Source organism: Puniceicoccaceae bacterium (assembly GCA_040224245.1).
In the GTDB taxonomy this organism is placed as follows: Bacteria; Verrucomicrobiota; Verrucomicrobiia; order Opitutales; family JAFGAQ01; genus JAKSBQ01.
Genome location: JBEGIR010000037.1, coordinates 1 through 21,905, shown reverse-complemented (window position 1 = coordinate 21,905; position 21,905 = coordinate 1). Strand labels below are relative to the sequence as shown.

17 protein-coding genes are annotated in these 21,905 nt (G+C 47.9%); 2 read left to right on the top strand and 15 right to left on the bottom strand.

Annotated features, from left to right (window positions below; genetic code table 11):
* From ABQ298_06350 to ABQ298_06320, 7 genes are all read right to left on the bottom strand, one after another.
* Positions 1–286, bottom strand: a 286-nt coding sequence (locus ABQ298_06350) for an aldolase/citrate lyase family protein (protein MEQ9823987.1), incomplete at its 3' end; no start/stop codon positions are given.
* A gap of 282 nt (positions 287–568) precedes the next feature.
* Complete coding sequence (locus ABQ298_06345) at positions 569–1,867, bottom strand: FkbM family methyltransferase (GenBank protein MEQ9823986.1); 1,299 nt, start codon at positions 1,865–1,867, stop codon at positions 569–571.
* Between the two features lie 112 nt (positions 1,868–1,979).
* Positions 1,980–2,963: a putative capsular polysaccharide synthesis family protein gene (locus ABQ298_06340; GenBank protein ID MEQ9823985.1), complete on the bottom strand. Its 984-nt coding sequence runs from the start codon at positions 2,961–2,963 to the stop codon at positions 1,980–1,982.
* Positions 2,956–5,502: a hypothetical protein gene (locus tag ABQ298_06335; GenBank protein ID MEQ9823984.1), complete on the bottom strand. Its 2,547-nt coding sequence runs from the start codon at positions 5,500–5,502 to the stop codon at positions 2,956–2,958. The genes ABQ298_06340 and ABQ298_06335 overlap by 8 nt, the downstream gene beginning before the upstream one ends.
* Before the next feature lie 18 nt (positions 5,503–5,520).
* A complete protein-coding gene (locus ABQ298_06330) occupies positions 5,521–6,864 on the bottom strand; it encodes a DUF4915 domain-containing protein (protein ID MEQ9823983.1) in 1,344 nt (447 codons plus the stop codon).
* A gap of 52 nt (positions 6,865–6,916) precedes the next feature.
* A complete protein-coding gene (locus ABQ298_06325) occupies positions 6,917–8,215 on the bottom strand; it encodes an ABC transporter ATP-binding protein (protein ID MEQ9823982.1) in 1,299 nt (432 codons plus the stop codon).
* Positions 8,216–9,082: an ABC transporter permease gene (locus ABQ298_06320; protein MEQ9823981.1), complete on the bottom strand. Its 867-nt coding sequence runs from the start codon at positions 9,080–9,082 to the stop codon at positions 8,216–8,218.
* Positions 9,083–9,882: 800 nt separating this feature from the next.
* Between ABQ298_06320 and ABQ298_06315 the strand changes: the two genes are divergently transcribed.
* Positions 9,883–11,088 (top strand): efflux RND transporter periplasmic adaptor subunit, encoded by a 1,206-nt coding sequence (locus ABQ298_06315; GenBank protein ID MEQ9823980.1) that lies wholly within the window; start codon positions 9,883–9,885, stop codon positions 11,086–11,088.
* Positions 11,089–11,199: 111 nt separating this feature from the next.
* On the opposite strand, the gene ABQ298_06310 is transcribed toward ABQ298_06315, so the two are convergent.
* The 3 genes from ABQ298_06310 to pseB are packed head-to-tail and all read right to left on the bottom strand — an operon-like array spanning position 11,200 to position 14,521.
* Positions 11,200–12,318 carry a hypothetical protein gene (locus tag ABQ298_06310; GenBank protein ID MEQ9823979.1) on the bottom strand — a complete coding sequence of 373 codons (1,119 nt, stop codon included), beginning with the start codon at positions 12,316–12,318 and terminating at the stop codon, positions 11,200–11,202.
* A gap of 5 nt (positions 12,319–12,323) precedes the next feature.
* Complete coding sequence (pseC, locus tag ABQ298_06305; protein ID MEQ9823978.1) at positions 12,324–13,520, bottom strand: UDP-4-amino-4,6-dideoxy-N-acetyl-beta-L-altrosamine transaminase; 1,197 nt, start codon at positions 13,518–13,520, stop codon at positions 12,324–12,326.
* Entirely contained in the window at positions 13,517–14,521 is a 1,005-nt protein-coding gene (pseB, locus tag ABQ298_06300; protein MEQ9823977.1) for a UDP-N-acetylglucosamine 4,6-dehydratase (inverting), read from the bottom strand. Before pseB ends, pseC begins: the two co-directional genes overlap by 4 nt.
* A 613-nt stretch (positions 14,522–15,134) precedes the next feature.
* Here pseB and ABQ298_06295 point away from each other — a divergent pair.
* Complete coding sequence (locus ABQ298_06295) at positions 15,135–16,943, top strand: right-handed parallel beta-helix repeat-containing protein (GenBank protein MEQ9823976.1); 1,809 nt, start codon at positions 15,135–15,137, stop codon at positions 16,941–16,943.
* A 482-nt stretch (positions 16,944–17,425) separates the two neighbouring features.
* On the opposite strand, the gene ABQ298_06290 is transcribed toward ABQ298_06295, so the two are convergent.
* The 5 genes from ABQ298_06290 to ABQ298_06270 all read right to left on the bottom strand — a co-directional run.
* Positions 17,426–17,809 (bottom strand): transcriptional repressor, encoded by a 384-nt coding sequence (locus ABQ298_06290; protein ID MEQ9823975.1) that lies wholly within the window; start codon positions 17,807–17,809, stop codon positions 17,426–17,428.
* Between the two features lie 30 nt (positions 17,810–17,839).
* On the bottom strand, positions 17,840–18,913 hold the full coding sequence (locus tag ABQ298_06285) for an ABC transporter ATP-binding protein (protein ID MEQ9823974.1): 1,074 nt from the start codon (positions 18,911–18,913) through the stop codon (positions 17,840–17,842).
* A 5-nt stretch (positions 18,914–18,918) separates the two neighbouring features.
* Complete coding sequence (locus ABQ298_06280) at positions 18,919–19,944, bottom strand: iron ABC transporter permease (protein MEQ9823973.1); 1,026 nt, start codon at positions 19,942–19,944, stop codon at positions 18,919–18,921.
* A gap of 127 nt (positions 19,945–20,071) precedes the next feature.
* Positions 20,072–21,178, bottom strand: coding sequence for an ABC transporter substrate-binding protein (locus tag ABQ298_06275; GenBank protein ID MEQ9823972.1), 1,107 nt, complete (start codon positions 21,176–21,178; stop codon positions 20,072–20,074).
* 125 nt (positions 21,179–21,303) lie between these two features.
* The coding region (locus ABQ298_06270; GenBank protein ID MEQ9823971.1) for a TonB-dependent receptor at positions 21,304–21,905 on the bottom strand (602 nt) is incomplete at its 5' end.

Below are 21,905 nucleotides of genomic sequence, written 5' to 3'. Positions count from 1 at the left end.
TGGTTCGAACCAACGGAGCCACAATCCCACGTGCTCCCGCGTCCAAGTAACGCTTGCATAGGGCGTAATCAACTCCATGCACGCGAACCATGGCCTCGCACGATGGGTTTCCTGAATGAATGGCCTGGAAGAGCTGCTGAGTCTGAGGCAAATCCACAGCAGAATGCTCTACATCCACACACAGGAAATCAAATCCTGCCGCAGCCATAAGTTCCGCAACAATGGGACTCCCGGAATTGATCCAACTCCCGATCAATAGCTCACCGGAGAGGAGACGTTCGCGCAAATGGGTTTCAGGAAGATTTATCATAATGAGGTTATTATAATTTGGTGTTTCTGCGTCGATTATAATCAAATGAATAACAATCGAAAAAACAAAAAATAAGACACATTTCGACTTAAGCAATTGCAGAACAAGAGCTTATGGTGTTTTTTATGGGCCAACGATTTTGGTTAAATGACGTCTGTTTCCCCTTCAGATTCTAGCCTTTCGGAGTTTCTCTCATCCTTAACCTCCGACGCCGTTGCCTACTAATCTTGAGACTTCCAAACTGAGTTAATTACGAGACTAACAAAGGGGGAGATATGCAGAACTAACATAAAACCTTTCATATTTCACACTCGAATAGGGATTCTCTACCAAAAAATAGCCATTCGCTTTCATAATCAAATCAAACTCAGAACGATTCTTAAACCCAACTTCCGCAGAAATTACAGAGAACTGATACTCAGAAAATGGAAAATCTCTCATCGCTTCGACTTCACCACCCTCGATATCTATTGATAAATAATCGATTACCTTCGGTGCATTATTCTCATCAAGAATTTTCTGCAAAGTGGTAGACTTTTTCGAAACGATTTTCCCGATTCTCCAGGACTTGTCTTCATTGTCATCTGGTAGGCTTTCATCCACTCCAGATCGGGTTTCTATTTCATCATTCTCTCTCCAATTTACCATCCCTTCCTTGCTAGAGACAATTTCATTGCAACAAACTTGATTTCTTCGGTTTTTGCAGAGCAAAATAAAACTATTGCGATTCCCTTCAATCAAAATCCCATTCCAATCAAAATAGCTTTCCAAAGTTAATGTATTATTGGCAGACTTTCCGTCAGAGGCACCCAAATCGACGAAAAAACCCTCCCGTTTTCCTTTAAGCATATCAATTACCCATCGGTCCTGCTGGGTTTCTTTAGATGAGTAGTATCTCATGTCATCCTGCAACCTTTGGGTGTCAGAAATGCTATTCCTTTCCTTAGGTAGACCATCTTTCAAAGTCACCCGATTCAAAACCTCAAATCCAGAAGATTTCTCAGCCCGAAATGAGGATGGATATATAGTGGTCGCGATTTTTGGATCTGATCTCGAAAAGCACAACTCCTCTATTACGCCACACCAATAGCGCTTCAAAAATCCGCACCCCACGAAAATCATCGAACGCCAATTACTTTCATAACAGTAAGCAACCTTTCCCAGTAAAACCCCATTCACATGACACTTCACAGAAGATTTCTCACACTGCAATTCAACCTTTGTCCAATCGGCTCGATTCTCCCACGAAAACAACTCGACTGATCCTTTTTCCTGGAGACCTAATACCTTGATCTTCGAGTCCACGTCATAAAAAGTAAATGCCCCAAATATCATAGGCATTGAGGGGAAAAATTCGTTATAGGTATGCTCAAAATTTTCCTCATTGTAAGGGAAATAGGAGAAAGAAATTGAGATCTTGTCCAAACCTCCAAGCTCTTCTCCTATACAAGGATCGTCAAGATAATACTTTGTCGTCCCATCACAAACAAAACATTCATCAGCTGTCACACGAATAACGCTATTAAGATAACTCCTATTAGATTGATATTTGTCCATAATCATTGACGAAAATTGAGATACATCTCTGAAACACTTTTTTCATTAAAAAAACCAAATTGTTGCAAATATAAACTCCTAAAACAATCTAGCCAAAATTTAAACCTAAAATCTACGACCACCGCATCATCATACTGTGAATTTCTTCGTCAGAATAAAAATGTTTAACATATTCCGAAGAACAAATATGATCCACAAAAACCTGTGGAAAACGTATGCTTTGCTGAAAAATTTTATAAATATTATTGTAATGTTTTGATGTTCCTACATTCTTTTTTTCCAATTCAAACCTATCTATATTTAGGAAGCCTCTAACAATTTCTTCTTTTTGATAGTCCGCAATTTCACACTTCAAAACAAGCAGTTCAAAATTGCGATTTTTATAGATTGAAAAACCGCTATCCTTCTCAAAATTCTGTTTCAGGACATCTATACCCAACACAATTTTTGGCTCCCTATCGAACCACAACAAGGGGACTTTATGATTATAACTCGATATAAATTTTTTGATCAAACCCTCAACACTGCTTTCATCTAAAGCCATGCAATGGTTTGATATTATTTGCTTCTCGATATCGTTAATAACCAACCCAGATTCATTTTGAACATCACGATAAAAAGCAACTGAAGTGCAATATTCTCGACCGCTTATTGAATCCAACGCCTCGAAAATTCCATGACGAACGGGAGATTCATTTGGAATATTATCTATTGCTCTTGCCCGAAAATAGATAGTACCAGTGTGTTGCAAAAAGTTATCAATATTTTCAAAGAATGCCGATAGGTTTCTGGAAAATGGATCTCTGACCAAGGAAATAAATTTTAGATTTTCCGATTCTGATCGAATTAATTCCCGAACCAATTGACTTGTTTGAATGTGACCGGGAATAGAAAGCCCAAGCCTAGTGCGTTTCTCGACTATTCGGCTAATATATTTCGGATTTAGATAGTGTACATGATACACATTCTTGTTGTTGTACAACCTACGCAAGCTTTCATATATCGATGACGAACCGACTTTTCCCATCTGATAAACAACGACCGGAGAATCCAATCTCATTGTAGCATTATTGATTTGACACTTATAATTATTCACTAACGAATCGTTCCTCTTCATAATTGCTTGGAAATTCAATAGAGCATTCTTTACCATCCGAATTTTGAAGTGTAAACGAGACATCCAACACCTCACCCCTCCAGTATCTACAAAGATAACCGCATCCAATCTGAATGGGAACCTTCCGGAGTTCCGGAACAGAAACATGTTTCTTCGTCCTCAAAATTCCGTCAACACAAATGCTTACGATCTCATCCAACAAATCGTGTTGAATTTCTAGTTCAATCCAGATCATGTTGCGTTTTACATCAAGCAAAGCAACGGGACCAGATTTGGTGGCCGCAACAATACTGAAATGCGTTCCACAATCGTATACTCCTATACAACCAAACAAAAACGGCATTGGTGGCGAATGTTTTCCAAAACCATCAAAACAATCTTCATTGAAATATGGACGAAAGGCAGTTTTTAGACTGTAGCTCTCCCAAGAATCCGTACCCTTTTGTGGATAAGGAAACTTCGATACATATTTTATATAACCGCTACAAATCAAGATTGGAATCTGTTCATCATTGCCGCCCTCCTCGTCCTGCTTGGACGCGAATCCATATTGTCGCAGGAGCAATTCTCTATCCACGATTGGCTTTCGAAATCTTACCGAATCAAAATCGGCAAATTCAAATTCTTTCACCGCAGAATTTTTGTTGCAGTTGAAAACCTCGATCTTGCCATATTGTAGATTGAAACTTTCATCTTCAAAATCCTTATTTATAAACTTCCAAGCATCCACATGAAGCGTTTCACCATTCCTGGTTTCACCATTGCAGTGTCGACAGTTGCACTTGTATACTTTTGAATGATTCGCGATCTGATACTCATCCCCCACTTGTTGATAGTCACTAAAAAAATAGTTTGGATTATCCTTGGGCATAGCAACGATCTTCAGCTTAATATCATCACCGCGCTCCGATTCTGGAATATAGTTCACGTAGGTTTCATCTATTCCCAACATCAGCAATAAGGTATAACCTTTAAATATACCGTAACGAGCAGCAAATGAACCAGTCGTGACGTGAATACAATCGAATACAACGGGATTACTTTTTCTCATAGACTCCCAAACGATAACTTTAGGATGATTTCGTAAATCAGGTTGAAATTCAAAAAATGCATCCTTCAAGAAAAACTCTTCGATACCATACTCATCCGAGTTTTTTATCAAACGGGCGATTTCCTTGCTATGGGATTGAACAACTACATCATCCAGACAAATGTAATATCGTGGATACCAACTAATTCTATCCCAATAGCGGTATGCCGCATTCATGCCTATACAATCATAATCCTTCAATTTCTCAAAATCAAAACCTTTCAAAGAAGGACCATTACCTATAATGATGAAAGGCTTGTTTCTCTTAGGATGATCAAGTGCGAGTTTTTTTCTATCAAAAACCTTTTCTTGAAACCCAGTCTTTGTCCAAGGCTTGATCAATCGCTGAGAGGTATCGTCCCTGAATAGCAATCCGGAATACTTAACACGTTCTTTTATCGCATTACATGTGGTTGATATCAAATCCTCTAAATTGCCGTACTGATATAGATGGCCGCCGCATTTTGACAAATACTGCTCAACGATCGTTCCTTTAGTCCCTACAACGGATACGCCATATTGCATCAATTCAACCAAATGTCCTGAAGATTTGTATTGATAATAGGCTGGAGAATACTGCAGCAGATAGATATCGATCGTTTGTAGATATTCCTGGTATTCGTCAGGGCCTAAGTTTGAAATCAAAGATACCCTATCAGATGCAAGAATGTCCGATTTCTTGGCGACAATTTGGTATAGTGAGTCTGCAATCTTTACGCAGAATTCCACGTTTGGAAATTTTTTTAGTATTTTTCGAATATACTCCTTTACAAAAAGAATATCTTCATATCTGGAATTCGGATTACGTTCGGGGTTCCAAATATCGAGACCAATTCTAATAGCCGAATCAACACTTTTTCGCTTTAGGTCAACAGAATCCTGGAGCAGAGCGGGAGGAAGATAACTCACATTATCTATGTATTGATGCCAAATTGACGACTCAACATCGTGCACCAACTCAATACTGCTACCTATCAGTCTTTGTTTCGCCTCGTCAATGTCAATTTTGAATTCATCTGAGAAATTGCCTCCAAATTCTTCCAACTGATCGAACGGAAACGTAAATAGAGTCAGAATGATACGATATGGAACCCCCACTTTTTGTAATAATTTCTCAATCTTAAGCAATGAATTTATGTAGTTCAAGGAACCCTTATATGCATAAACAATAACTGACTCATAATCTCTGAATTCAACGTTAGATATGATAGATTCTGATAGATTCTCCAAGCTGCTTTTGTAGGCATTAATACCGAATTTAGTAAATTTTTGATCATGCTCTTGCTTGTGATATTCCCAATATGAATGAAACAATTTGATATCAAAATCATTATCATTACAAATACTCCGCAAATTCTCAAAGATATTAAGATAATGCCCAAAGTGAAAACTGAAATCTTGGTCAATATATAGAAATAAGGATTTCATTCTGTTTCGATTATTATTTTATACAATTTTAGCAGCCTTCAGAACACCCACAGCACAATTTCTAATTCTCCATAATCTTGACCGCCGGATGTTCTCAAGTTCAAACTGGGTATCAATCAATTGCCTTTCGGCGATATCCAAGGCCTCTTCAAGAGCAGCTGCTCGGATCTGACTGGATTTCAACTTCTGTGTTCGAGAAACAAGCTGATCTTCGTTCTCAAGGTTGATCTGGGAAAGAACGGAAAATCTCTTCTTGAACTCCTCTTCTGACTTCCTGACTCGATCCAATTCGGACTTTAATTCCTCTATGGTTTGGGACAGCGATGCAACTTCACGCTCAGATTTTCGAAACTTCTCTGTCGCAACTTTCGATTCTTCGGAATATCTGGTATCAATCTTTCGGATTGTTTGAATAAATTGATTCTCAATTCCATTAAGCCTTTGAAGTTCAGCTGTTTCGGTTGATTCTGCAATTTCGAGTTCGAACGGAACCTCACGAATTTCATAAATCTCTCGTCCATACAATTCGAACGGAATTCTATCAATGCGTTTCCACGAATGGGTGTCAATTATTTCAATCGCGGAATGGTCGATTTCACTCTCGAAATCCTCGATCCTTCCTCGAATTGTATGATTGCGATGTTTAGACAAAAGTCGACGCTTATTTATGCCAACAAGTAGTTTATCTCCAGTGCAATGAACTCCTCTAAAGTAACCTTTTGACTTGTAGAGAACTCCTCTAGTATCATCAAGAATTTCACCTTCGGATGAATTCAAAACACACAACCGATCATTTATCAAAAATAGACTATGTGGATTCTTGAGACCCGAAATGATCACTTTATTGTCCAAGGTAACAACCTTTCCAGAATTAGGATTTTCATTACCAACCTCTTCGACCTTGGATCCAAACAAGGAGACCAGCTTCCTCCCGTGGTAATTAATAATTGAATTCACATGAATCGAATCGACGGTTCCATCACTTTCAGGATAAGTCCATTCCCTCAAAGGTTCACCACAAAGCAATCCGTTGTCATCCAATGGTATTATAAATACACTATCATTACCAGTGGAAACCACAAACAAGTGATTATTGGATATAAGAATCGAGTGAGGATCTTTTATCGATGAATGATGAAACCTTTGAACTAAGGCAAAACGATGATCAAACACACAAATATGCGAACTTTGAAAGGCAACATAAATCAATCTCTGATCGATAGCAAAGTCGATTCCTGTAGCTCCAGAGGCGTCAATTTCGAGATTCGCATCTAAATAATTAAAGGATTTAAATTCCTTATCAAACAACCCTAACCTCAGATTTGGTGAAAGAATTTGATTGACGAATGATACAATATACATGACAAATATCTATTATTATAAATATATAATTTAAAATTAATATAAAGAATTCCTAATCCTCTTTTTCTTTTGAATTCATATTCCATGAAGCATCACAAATAACAAGACCTGGATAAATCAAAGGTGTGTTATTTATCACATTCAATTCTCCATTTTTTTCGCCAATTAACAATCGAACACCTCCAACATAACAAATAATTTTAATTGCATATTCAATTGTTTCAGTTTCTGGAACTAAAGGGAATCTCCTGATTAGCAATTCAACATTGGACCTATCCCCTATTCCCAGACTCCAACGGCAATTTTCTCTAGAACTCAACTTAATTACTGCACCATGTGATTTTACTCGAAAAAGGATCCTTACTTCCAGATCTTTCAGATTTTTCAGAACATCGAAAGAAATTTCCAGCTTTAGTGGAGTATTTGGAACCACACAATCAACCACTTGAGAATTTCTGTCAAAAAAGGACAACTGAATGTTTTGGATTATACATGATGCCTCGGTATCGCATTCCATCGAATTGGATGATTGGCTCAAGCATTCTCTTGACTCTTTCTCCAAATATAGGTCTACAGCATGAGCTAAGTCACCATCAAATATCCTTCTTCCATTCCTTAAAACTATTCCTCGTTCACATATGCCAGTAAGTAGCTTTGGCATATGGGTTACAATAAGAATCGTTCGTCCACTCCCAGCCAATTCTCTCATGCGTTCAATACACTTAAGACGGAATACCCTGTCGCCAGCAGCAAAAACTTCATCAAGAATCATAATGTCACAATCCAAGTGCACAGCTACTGAAAACCCAAGCCTGGATCGCATCCCACTGCTGTATCTTTTGACGGGTGTGTCGAGAAATTGCGGAATTTCGGCAAAATTCGCGATATCCTCTATCTTTTCAGCAATTTGATCGGGAGTCATGCCAAGAATAGAACCATTTAAATAAACATTTTCCCGACCAGTCATTTCATCATTGAACCCCACTCCAGCGCCTAGTAATGAAGCAACCTTCCCGCGAACGCGAACCACACCTCGATCCGCTTCGGTGATGCGACACAGTATCTGCAAAAGCGTTGATTTCCCAGCACCGTTTCGTCCAAGCAAAGCAACCACTTCCCCTTTTTTGACGCTGAATCCAACACCACGAACAGCCCAAAATTTTTGGTTTTTTTCCGCAGTTTGGGAAGTTAATTCTTCGCGCTGAAGAATTTTGGAGTTTGGGTCTTGTTTGCCCAATACGAGCGCGATTCGGGACTCAATCTGCCGCATCAAAGTCTGGCCTCTGATTGCACCGGTTCGATAAGACTTCCAAATGTCTTCGATTTCAATAGCGTTCTCGGAATTCATCATTCAGACAACATCAACGAATTTTCGTTGTATAAGGTTAAAAGAGACAAGTCCCAGAGTTAGCAGAATCCCAGAAATGAACCAACCGGTGAGCATCAATTCTGTGGAAATTGTTCCCGATGCAAAAATAGAGTAACGAAACAATTCCATCGCGCTAGAAATCGGATTGAGTGATGCATACAATCTGTAATTCTCAGGAACGACAGCCAAGGGGTAGATCACTGGACTCAAATACATCATACCCTGGATGATCACACTTGCCAACGAGTTCAGGTCTCGATAGCGCAGTGTGAGTGTTGCAAAAATCAAACCCGCACCCATCGCGAGCAAACCCATTTGAAGAATTGGAATGAGTGCCGCAAACGAAGTAAAGGATAGAGCTTGGGTCGATCCGTTCAGAAAAAAGACCGTGAAAACAATCAAGAAAAACAGCAATTGAATTCCTAGCGTTACTGCATTCATCAGCACAGCGCTGAAAACTGGAATGATTCGCGGAAAGTAGACTTTGCTCATGAGAGTTTTTCCACTCGAGAACACATTTGACGATGCGGTGAACACTCCCGCAAAAAAGGCCCAAAGGGTATGATTGGCAAAGTAAAAAAGAAAAGGATGAATGCCATCAGTGGGGATTTGTCCGAATTCGCTGAACACGAGCTGAAAAACCAGCGTCATGATGATGGGGCGGATGAAGAGGTGCACCGGACCCAAGATCGTCTGCTTGTAGATCAGGCGAATGTCCCGCAGCACGAGGAACTTCAGCAGATAGCGATACTGCCACACTTCATTCCAGTGGAAGCGCCAGATCGGCTCCCCCGGCTGAATAATCGCAACCTCGGGATCATCACTTGTTTCTCGGTTTTCAACACGCATATTTTCGCTTAAATTCAGTCAAATTCTTTGGCATTCAGTCCGACAGCAGCAGAATCGGGTGAGACCGTCAGGTGCAACAATGAAAAAGATAAGATTTTTGAACACCGCTCTCTACGCTCGCTAGATGCACCTGCGGTGCACATATGTCCGTCTGCGCCGGACGGCATGTTTTTCTAGCATGTCGTTCCGCTTGCGGAACATGTGGGCGCGAAGCGCATTAGTGAGTCCACCGGACGAACGATGTTGAAGAAGAGGATTGTAACACCGCTTCGCTAGATGGTTCGACTCGCTCACCACAAGTGCCCCTGCAGGGCACAGGTGCTTTGCTCACGCAAAACGGCATGTTTTTTCCATTGTTTCTCTTGCATGTCGTTCCGAAGGAACATATGGGCGCGCAGCGCATCTAGGGAGTCCATTGGACGAACGATGTTCAGCAGATACAGTAGCATGGAGAGTTCTTACTCCTTCCCGCCCTTCAGGCAAGCTACCGCATCCGGTTACCAGGTGAAAATGAGGAGGAAATCGGAGTAGAAGGAAGATCGAATCAGGTGCAGAATGCACATTCAAACATTTCAATTTTTTTTGAAGCTCTGTCAAACCCCGAATCTTTACTTTTCGAATCCGAATCACACAAAGCATCCAGTTGAAAAATCCAACCCAAGGAAAACCTCGGTTCGCTTCGTGCAATGAAATTCCAGAACACCCCCTACAGACTTGGTCCCGTCAGTATTTTCATTTTTTCTGCCATCCCAAAAATCTTTGATTGAAACAGACCTTTGCCATGTCCAAATTCGAATCTGATGCATGAACCAGCCATAACCCACCCCGAAGACTTGGAGGATTCCGTTGAAACTTCCAGCCGGTTTCGTCGTGCACGCAAGTGGATCATCTGGGGATTCGTTGCGGTTTTGCTGGCAGTTGGCATCTACCAGTTCTTTTCCAACGCTATCCCGGTCGCTTATGTATCTCGTGCCGAACAGAAAACGGCCCGCGATATCGTGTTTGGTATCGCGGAACTCAGTGATGTTCACACCTTGACACTGCGATTTGAACGTGGAGGAACAGTACTCAATGATCAGGTCTCAATCGGACAGGACGTTGCCAGGGGTCAACTACTCATGCAGTTGGACACCGAGGAACTGGAATTGGCGATGGAACTGCTCATGATTGAGGAGGCCTACCAAGAGACCGAAGGAAAACTTCCTAGAGATGACGAAATTGAACTCCGACGGAAGCGTGGGGGACTCCGCAGAACTGCTGAACTCCTCAGCCAGGGACGCATACCTCAGGAAGAACTGGAAAAGGCAGAACGCGAACTCGCACAGGCTGAGGACAACCTTGCCCGGCGGGAACTTCGCGAAGAACTCGACCTCAAGACCTTGCAGAACAACATCGAAAAGACCCAATACTCCCTTGACCGCATGGAGTTGCACAGTCCGATTGACGGCACCATTGTGGAGGTCATGGCACGCAAGGGGGATCATGTGCAACAGGGACAGGCGGTCATCCGCATGATTGATGAACGACGTCTCATTGTAGGGTTGATCTCCGAAACCGACTACGACCGTGTGAAGGTCGGTTACCCTGTGGAATTGCGTCTCAAGGCTTTTCCAAACACGGTCTTCCAGGGTGAAGTTGCACAGATTCTTCCAACTGCGAATCCGGAAACTCAAAAGTTTGAGATTTACATCGACGCAGAAATGGCACCGGAGCAACGTGTTCCGGGACTTACGGGCGAAATCATCGTCATTGCTGATTCCCGACCCAACGCCGTTGTTGTACCATCCCAGGCCGTTTACGAGGGACATGTGCTGGTGGTCGAAAATCGCCGCATCCGCAAGCAACCCGTAACCATTGGATTTTCCAATCTGCTCGAGATCGAAATTCTGGAAGGACTCAAACCCGGAGAAATCGTAGTCACCGAATCCAACCACCAGTTCAAGGATGGTCAGCTCGTGCGCATGGAGTGGGAACACCTCAATCCCTTGCGCCGCTTTGACAATTAATCCGGGAGGAGAATGGGGATCCGTTCGCGTGTGTTACTTTTTCACAAAAACGCATTCCACTCCGCCGCTTCGGGATTTTTCCAAATCCCGCTACTCCTTACTTCTGACTCCTTACTTCCAGCTCCTTACTTCTTTCTCCTTTCTCCTCACCAAAGCCATGAGACGATCTGCCGTCCGCTGCGCGCCCAGGCCGTCGATCAGAGCGACCGAGCATGTCTGGATATCCCCAGCGAGCAGAGAGTCAATCCATCGGTTCAAGCCAACCTCATCCAGTGCTTTCTCATCCTGCGCCAAATCCCCCAGTCCCGTTGCCCAGCCTGATGCAACCGCATGATGATAGAGCGGGCACTGATTGTCGGCAATCGCTACGATGGCTCCCGGCAGTTGAAATAGCTGCCACTCCCAGAACATACCACCTGCCGCCGTGATGACGCCATCTGCCCATTGCAGCTGCGCAGGCATGTCGGACACATCCAGGCAAAGTTCCCAACCACATTCCGATGGTATTTGGGACATCAAGCGCTCGAGGGCATGCAGGTGTGGATTCGAGCCGCCCACAATCAGGCGAACCTTGAGGGTATGCAGTATCGCGTGCCCTTTCAGCCGTTTCAGCAATGCCGCAAGAATGAGTTCGCTCGCAGTGCATGGGTCGCTGCCCCCCAGCCCAATGAGCAAGTGCACTGCCCTGCTAGCGTCCGACAATGCGGGTGACAGCACTCGCAGCTCAAGCGCATCGATAAATTCGTTCCGGATGAGCACAAAGTCTCGCCCCTTCCACAGCCTTTCTGAGGCGTTCGCATCCATTGTGCTTTCCACAAAACCGGGGTAGAGCACCGCATCGGCGAAATGGAGCAAGTGCACTGAGGGTTCCGCATCCACCACACAGACAGCAGGGCAACGCAGTTGAGCCTTCAATGCCTGTGCATACGCTTCGCCGAAGCCATATCCGTCCAACACCACAACCGATGCGCCAAGTTCTGTTGCCCACTGCGCAGTATTGCTTGCATCCGTGATCGACCCCACCTGCACCCGTTTCGGAATTTGCCTGAATTCACAGCCTTCCAGTTTCAGTTTTTCAACCAAGTGCTGGGGGCCATCGATCCACACAAAATACACCTCGCCTCCCATCCGCTGCCATGCCTGCGCCAGTGCCAGCATGCGGAGCACATGCCCATGCCCCACTCCGACACTTGCGTCGGCACGGATCAACAATCGTTTCGACGCCCCCATCTCCTTTACCTTCGCTTTGCAGCAAGGCTGCGAACTGCTTGAATTACCGTGGAAACCTGTGCATCCGACATTCCTGCGAAGAGTGGCAGGCTGATCGTTTTCTCAAAAAAACGTTCGGCGTGCGGACATTTTCCGGGTCCATATCCGAACTCTCGACGATACCAAGGCTGCAGGTGCACGGGCAAATAGAGCACCTGCGAACCCACTCCCAGTTGCCGAAGATCGTTCATGAAGCTGTTACGGTCTGATCCCCATTCTGCAAAATCAAGCTGTGGAGAATAGAGATGCCAGCCGCAGCGAACATCCGTGATTCGGGAATCTTGCAGCCACGATTCCATCACAGGAACGCTAAATCCCTTCAAATCGTGAAATGCCTCATCGTAGGCCCGCACGATGTCGAGCCGACGCTGCACTATTTCCTCGATCCGCTTCAACTGCGAACGCCCCAGCGCACATTGCAGATCCGTAATGCGGTAGTTGTATCCTAACTCCTGCATCTCATAGTACCACGGTCCCGCTCCGCATTCGTCTGCCAGCAACCATCGCTCCGCTTCGCGCTCCACACCATGATGGCGCAGCCGACGCAGCTGCTCGGCCAGTCGTGCGTCTGCGGTTGTGATCATGCCTCCCTCCCCAGTCGTCAGCGTTTTCACCGGATGAAACGAAAACACCGTCGCATCAGCCCAGGGATGACCACCCGTAAAATACCGCTGTTGATCCCGCTCGAAACGGGAACCCAGCGCATGGCTCGCATCCTCGATCACAAATCCACCTTTTGAACGTGCCCATTCCGAAATCCCAGGCAGGTCGGCGGGTTGCCCGGCATAGTCCACCACGACCACGCCCCGCACATCCTCTTGCCAACACTCTTGCAGGCTCCGCAGATCCAGATTCCCACTTGCATTGGTATCACAAAAGTCTGGAATGGCACCGCAAAAGGCAACGGCATTCGCGCTGGACAGGAAAGTATTCGGACTCGTCAATACACGATCTCCCGGATTGAGTTTCATCGCGATCATGAGCAGGTGAAGCGCGGCAGTTGCACTGCTCACCGCCACCGCATGCTCAGCACCTACGTAGCGTGCAAACTCCTGCTCAAACGCTTCAACTTCAGGACCGGTGGTCAAATAATCCGAGCGCAACACTCGAAGCACTGCCGCAATGTCATCCTCATGGATCGACTGTCGCCCATAGGGAATCATACCCGCTGCACCAGATCCGCCAGTTCCGCATCGCTGAGAAATCGCTCGTTACTCTGCGAGCTGTACTCAAAATCCGATTCCACAGGCCGTCCCACTTCGCCGAGCCGGTTCGTTGAAAACTCTCCACGCCGTGCCCAATGAATGGACGGTTTCATCACGTAATGATCCTCAAATTCAATGCATTCGTGACTGCAATCCCTCGGAATCATGATCTCATGTAACTTCTCCCCCGGGCGAATGCCGACGAATTTGAGCTTGCGATCCGGTGCCATGATGCGCGCAAGATCCATCACGCGAAAGGAGGGGATCTTCGGCACAAATGTTTCACCTCCCTGCATGCGCTGCAATGAGCGCATCACAAAATCCACGCCCTCCTGCAGAGTGATGCTGAAGCGCGTCATGCGTTCATCCGTGATGGGAAGCTCGGGAAGATTGTCCTGCACTACCTTGCGGAAAAACGGAATCACCGAACCTCGCGACCCCGCCACGTTGCCATAGCGCACCACCGAAAAACGAATGTCCCGGTCCCCGGCAAGCTGATTTGCCGAGACAAAAAGTTTGTCCGACACCAGTTTGGTGGCTCCGTAGAGATTGATCGGACTTGCCGCCTTGTCGGTGGACAGCGCGATCACGCTCTTCACCCCGTTCGCCAAGCAGGCGTCAATGACATTCTGCCCGCCAATGACATTGGTTTTCACACACTCCATTGGGTTGTATTCTGCCGCTGGCACTTGCTTGAGTGCCGCAGCGTGTACCACGACATCCACACTGCGAAGCGCCAGCTGCAAGCGCTGAAGATCCCGGGTATCCCCAATAAAATACCGCATGCACGGGTATTGGTGCACGGGGAAAACCTGCTGCATCTCGTGCTGCTTGAGCTCGTCACGGGAAAACACAATCAGGCGATGCACATCCGGATACTCTTTCAGCACCCGCTCCACAAACGCCTGACCAAAGGAACCGGTTCCACCGGTGATTAAGACAGATTTTCCACTCAACATGTTCGGTGCCAGATGTTCGGGGTGAAGGGTGAAGGCCAATAGAGACAACGTTCCAGGATGATCGCGGCACAGATGCGTGACCAGCAATGCTGAGAAACGATAACTTCATCGATACCAGTGACTTCGAAGAAGGCAAGCCCAGAGTGCTAAGCGCCCGGCAGCAAGGGTGTATACCGCGCGCCCAGACAAGCACCTGGGGCGGTGATCCTCCTTGTAGCGGGATTAGGGAAAATCCCGAAGCATTGGAGTAGCGGACGGTGCAGGGCGCACGGGTCCATGTTCTCCCGAACATGGCTACAAGGGACGAATCTTGTCGGTCGTATTTTATCGCGACTAGCGACTTGTCGGGCGTAGCTTTTGCGAAGCCCGAAACGTCGCAGTACTGTTGGATGAACGTGCACGGGTCCATGTTCTCCCGAACATGGCTACAAAAGATGATGATCTTTGAGAACCTCAGACCCCCCTGACTCCTAGCTCCTAGCTTCTAAATCCCCCTTGCGTGCCTTGCACCTCTCAAATCACAAGCACATTCATTGTTCCTGCGGACGCTTGGTCGTTTCCAGTTGAAAAGCCACAGGTTTTGGTAAACCTACAACAATTAAACGTTTTATCCATGAAAACAATACCCAAATCCCTGTGTTTATCCCTTCTGGCAATCCTGTGCTGCGGCGTGCTTACGGCAGCCCCATCGGGAGGTCCCTATGGCCCTCGTCACCTAACCTATGAAATCCCCGCCGATGCAACTCGCGTCATCTACGTGAGTCCCGATGGCAGTGCAACCCACACCGGTGCGACGCTCGATGAGCCAACCGATCTGGCATCTGCCGTCCGCGAAGCAACGACGGGCACGGCAATCATTCTTCGAGGAGGGACCTATCGCACCGGTGAACTCGTTTTCAACCAGGGCATCACGTTCCAACCCTATCTTGACGAAAAACCAGTTCTCAAAGGAACGCGAATCGCCACCGAGTGGGAATCGGTGCGGGACGGATATTGGAGGACACGCTGGGAAACGCTGTTTCCTGCAGCTCCCGCAGACTGGTGGCGCCGTGGCCGTGAGGGCATGTACACCCCACCCTGGTTCTTCAACAACGACATGGTGTTTCGCGATGGCCAGCTGCTCGGAGCAAAGGGCTGGGAAGGCGAACTGGATGAGAACTCCTATGTCATCGACTATGAGCAGGGATATGTCTATGTGAATTTCGACCCTAGCGATCACTTGATGGAAATCACCGCCTGGGACGGCGGCTTCACCCGCACCACCGAAGACGTTCACGGAAAATCAAACGATGGCGTCGGACCAGTATTCCGTGGACTGACTCTCTCACAATATGCCTACCGTGCCATTGAGATCGAAGGGATCGACCCCGAAGGACCGATGGAACCCGGCACCTACGGTCAAGACATCGTTGGAACCACGCTCGAAGACCTGACCATCCAATATTGCTCGCGTGTTGCCGGATATTTCCGGGGAGACAACATGGTCTTCCGCCACAATTTGATCGCCGATACCAGTACTGAGGGAATCTTCATCCTCGCATCGGCAAACGCCCTCCTGGAACGCAACATTGTCACAAGAACCAATGTGGAACCCATCACTGGCTACTACGCCACCGCGATCAAAATCTTCAACCAGTGCGATGATGTGGTGGTGAGGGATAACCTCATCATTGATAACCCCGACTCCAGCGGAGTCTGGTGGGATGTGGGCAACGACCGTGCGGTCTTCATCAACAACTGGGTGGAGAATACGCAGAACGGATTCTTTTTCGAGATATCGCAAATGGCCATCTGCGCAGGCAATGTCTTTGTCAACTGTGACAAGGGTCTCTGGATCCTCAACGCGCGCAATGCCGAAATCTACCAGAACACCTTCGTGAACAGTGGACTTGCGATTGACCGCACGCCCCGCAGTGCCGCAGCAGATCACTTCGGATGGCATCCTGCCACAGGCCCCGATGTGGATGAACGTGTGGGTCATGTGATCGCCAACAACTTGTTGATCACTGATCCCAGCTACGATCAACCCCTTATCCGCATCGGACAGAGCAAAAGTCTTTGCGGAGAACTCACCGACTCCCAGATTGCAACCATGCACTCCAATGTGCTGGTAAGGGAACAGGGCGGAAACCACGCCGGACTGATCTCGATTGCACCCGTCGATGGAGCCGAAGCCTGTACCCGGACTTACACAACGCTGGAAGAATTGGAGGCAGACTTTCCGGATTTTGCAGTACACACGGAGATGGGCAACTACCCGGGTCCGATTCTCAAGAACCTGCGACTGCGCAACATCTCGCTGCTTACGACCTTCCCAGGCAACACCGCCGTGGACACTCTGCCAGCTCCCATTCGGGAACTACTTGGGCTTCCCCAGACAGGTGCCCTTCGCCGTGGTGCATACCCGGATGGAAGGATGTGAAGCCCTGAAGGATTCTTGTTTTGGATGCGTCTGGCGCAGGCCAAACGCATCCACCCACCTACTGCCCCTTGGAGTGGATACCGTTTTTGGGGATTCACATCAGCACCATTGGGCAGTGATTGTTCGCAACGCTGCGTGCCTTTGGGAGGAGCCAGGAGCTAGAATTTAGGAGTAGGAAGTCAGGCAATATTCATTTATGGAACAACGCTTCGGTCTACGCTAAAGCTACGCCCGACAAGTCGCTATTCGCGTTAAAATACGCCCGACAAGATTCGTCCCTTGTAGCCCTGTTCGGGAGAACAGGGACTGTGCACGCTTGTTGCGTGCTACTCCGACGATTCGGGATTTTTCCAAATCCCACTACAGAATCCCATTCCGAGAGTTCAATTCTCATTCTGAAAATGGGTCCATCATCTGGGACGAGCCAGGAGCTTCCGTTACCCGCCACCCATACCGAAGCGTAGGGACAAACCAGGTTGGGTTCAGGATTGATGATCACTACACTCCCGGCAGAATCCAAAATACACGACTTCGTGACCTTCAATGACAAAATCATCCAGCTTCGGGTATTCCACTTCAGGTTCCTCAATCGGAAGGTCAAAGACACGCTCACAACCCCGACAGATCAGATGCGGCCGACTGCCGCGATCATCCACAAGTTCATAGCGAACGGGTTGGCCCGGATAGTCAATGCCCGCCAGTTGACTATTTTCGATCATGTCCTTGATGTGACGGTACACCGTTCGCAAGCCCATCTTTGGATAGTGGATCAATGCCAATTGATGAATTTCAGCCGGTGAAAGTGGACGATCCGCCTCCCGCATCACCTTGCGAAGCACATCCCGTTGTTTGGTATTTCGAATCATGCTGCGAACAATTCGATGCCTATCACAGCTTCACGTTTCAGGCAATACCTTCTCATTCAAAAACTCTGCATTCCGGTGCGAGCGAATCCAGGTCAACAACCCCTGCAGGCTCTCGCCGACATAGCGTTCCCCGTTGGTGAGATTTTGGCACGTCCAGCGATATGTGTCTTCCGCCTTGCTACCGGTTCCACTCACTTCAATATTCAAAGTCGCACCTGAGTCTTGCGACACACCAATTCCGAGTTTTTCAAGCGCGTTTCGGGTCCAGCGCACCGCAATTTCATCCCCGGAAAGGCACGCAAAAGAATGCAAGACCGCCTGTGAATGGAACACTCCGCGAGCACGATCAAAGCTCAGGAAATCGCGTTGAAATACCGATTCCAGATTTCCGGAAAGCAGCAAATCCTCCGGCACCCCCGATGCACAGACACCTTCATTGCCGAGCAACCAGAGTTGATCCGCATGTTGCAAAGCCATCTCGAGTTCGTGAGTGCTCATCAACAGCGTCAGTCCACACTGTCGTGTCAACTTGCAGAGGATGTGCATCAGCTCAATTTTGTGTGGCAGATCCAAATAAGCAGTCGGCTCATCCAGAAAAATGATCGGGGTCTCCTGGGCAAGTGCACGTGCAATCATCACACGCTGTCGCTCTCCGTCGCTGAGTGTATGGACCCAGCGTTCGGCAAGCGTTTCGGCATGCACGGCCTCGAGCGCCCATTGCACTTGCTCGAGATCACGAGGAGAAAAATTGCCCGTCCATTTGGTGTGAGGATGACGCCCGATCGCAACCACTTCGCGCACACGGAGCATTCCAAAGGTCGGATTTGAGGTGAGCACGACTGCAAAGGTGCGTGCCCGCTCGCGCGCATATTTTAACAAGTGCGCATCCCCGCGATAGGCAATGCTTCCACGAATCGGCGGGATCAATCCCGTCAAGGTCTTGATCAAGGTGCTTTTCCCGGAACCATTTGGACCCATCAGACAGGTCAATGTTCCCTTTCCCAACTTCAGGTTCAGTCCGTCATACAAAGGTGTCTGACGTTGTTTGGGGTAACCAATCGCCAAATCCCGGATTTCAAGCAAAACATTATCGTTGCGCACCATCAGTATCAGGAAGCGTGCTCGCCAAAAGCCTGGCGAAGGTTGCGTTTACGGAGCAGGAGCCAGATGACAATGGGTGCTCCAATCAGAGCCGTGATTGCATTGAGCGGCAACACGACATTGGATCCAGGAACCTGCGCGATGAAATCCGCGAACAGGGCGATAGTTGCTCCCATTACAATCACAAAAGGAAAGAGCACCCGGTGGTCCGAGCTTTGCAGCAGGGAACGACATAAATGTGGAACTGCCACACCAATAAATCCAATCGGCCCACAAAATCCGGTGACGGCACCTGTCAGAATCGAAGCTGCAATCAACACCCAGGTTCTCCAGAGCAGGATACGGACGCCAAGGCTCACCGCATAGGCTTCACCGAGCAGAAAGGCATTGAGCGATTTGGTTGCGACCAGAGACATCAGCGTGCCGATCACAACTGCCGGAGCCAGCACTGTCATTTGTGACCAGGTCACGGTTCCAAAACTGCCAAATGTCCAAGCGAAGAAGGCCTGCAGTCGTTCGGGCATTGCAAAAAACATGAGAATGCTCACGACAGCGGAGGTCGCATAGGCCACCATCAACCCCATGATCAACAGCGTCATGAGATCTACCCGTAGTGAAAGCACCATGATCAACGCCAATACCAAACCTGCCCCCAGCGAAGCCGCCACGACCACAGAAGCGTTGCCAAACCCTCCCAGGCCTGCAAGCAAGGCCGCACTCCCGGGACCGATCATGAGAATCACCAAGGCAACGCCCAGGCTTGCTCCCGAGTTGACTCCCAACACAAAGGGGTCGGCCAGTGGATTGCGAAAGATGGTCTGCATCTGAAGGCCCGCGAGAGAGAGCGCAGCACCCGCAAACACTCCAGTAATCGCACGCGGCAACCGGATGCCCAATATGATTTTTTCAAAGACTTCCCGGCTCGCCTCACCTCCGGTCAACACCGCAATCACATCTGCAATCGGAATGCGCACCGATCCAAAAGAGAGACTGGCAAGAAAGATCACAGCCAGCGCAAACAGAGCCGCACTCATGCTGATTCCGATGCGCATCCACCCGGTCAAAAAAACCGGAAGCTTCGCAGTTCTCCCGGCTAAAGCACGACTATCACCTGTCATCGGACTGTGTTGTCTGGACATCATGCCTTAAGGGACTTCAAGGTCAGCGGACCCAGCGATAATAGATCAGTTCATGCTCTGGCAACAGGTCCGGGTGCAACATGTGCACGACATCTGCCAAAATCTCGTCCGGCCAGGCAAATCCCCGTTCCCAGATGTCGTTTCCTCCCCCTTCGCCCACACGTCCCGTCTCGCTGAAAATGCGCCCTGCCTTCACCGCTCGAAAGTCAAGGTAGCGCTCATCCTGTGCCCGCATAGCGTCGAGCGTGTTGAGGTATCCACAGTTGATCCACACTTCTGCGTCAATCGCACGCGCATAGACCGATTCAAAATCCATCGGAGCCGGCCCTTCGGTATGAAGATCACTCCAGAGGTATTCCCCACCCGCATCACGGATGAGATTCGCGAGAAAACTCGTGCCCGATGGGATATACCATACATTTCCCCAAGGTACATTTGCCAAAACGGAAGGGCGTTCAGCAATCGATTCAACCTGCTCCCGCAGTGTCAGATAACGTGCTTCGACTGCATCAAAATGCGCGATTGCCGCCGACTCATTTCCAAAAAATGCAGCGAGGAACTTGATCCACTCCGCACGGGCCAGCAGGTTGCGCTCCATATAGGCTGCAGTGATCACTGACGCAATGCCCATCGCGTCCAGTCCGGGATGAATGTCATAATCGGGGCTGCCTACAATGTTGGTGAAAATCACTTCGGGTTCAGCAGATACCATCAACTCCAGATTCTTCATCGTCTCGGAACCTACCTCAATGATGTGCCCGTCCGCTATGCGTTCGAGAACGCTGGGGGTATTGACATAGCGATGCGCCCCCACACCCACCAGCTGGTCCTCTGCGTCGAGGATGTCGAGTGCGGCCAGAAAGGTAGTGGATAGCACAATCGCCCGCCGAACCGGTACCTCCACATAGGCATCCGCCTGCACACTCAAAGGACGCTCCGATCCACGCGGATAGAGGACGTAGCGGTATTGTACATCACCCGCCCCCTCATAGGGCTGACTGACGGTAATCAAACGGTAACCGTCCTGCTCCTGAATCTGAAAATTCCGGGCATACTTCAGTTCACTGGCAGCAGCGCTGGGGACTCCGGCGAACTGCAAGGTGATACCGATCAGCAGGAAAGCAAACAAGCCACCGTGCGTTCGGTGGCTTCGGTTCTGATTTCTCTGAAAGAAACAGCAATGCATGGTCTTGAAGAATGTGGATGGGCAAGGCGAACAAGTCAACCTGCCCATCCTTCGACTGACGGCAAATCTCAAAATTCCAGCTTGAACCCGCCAAACACCCCAAGTCCCGGAGCACGATAGTAGAGGATCTCCTCATAGGTTTCATCCAAGAGGTTTTCGACGCGCAACCAAACGGACGCCTGCTCGTTGACTTGAAAACGCGTGCTCCAATCCACCACTGTAAATGCATCCACAGGACCATCCCAGGTCTCCCGTTCATCTACGTATTGAATCGTAATCGCATGCTGCAGGCGATCATCGAGCATGCTGAAATCCACCATCAGGCTGAGCGTGTGCTCGGGTGAATGAAACAGCAGTGTATCGTCCACTCCCTTGCGTTCGGCATCCGCCCAGGTGTGACCGACTCGCAGCATGAGCTGCTGGTTCACATCCCATTCGAGATAGCTTTCCAAGCCCGTGCTTTCCCAGTCGACGTTGGCGTATTGATTTGTACTCCTCAGGTATTCGATGTGGTCATCCATGCCGATCCTGAAAAAAGTGATGCCACCGCGCAGCTGATCCGTAAACACCTGCTCCATGCCAATATCAAAGTTGCTACCAGTTTCGGGCGTGAGATCAGGATTCCCCCAGGTTCCAAACAGTTCTGAAATTTCCGGAGCGTCAAACGAAG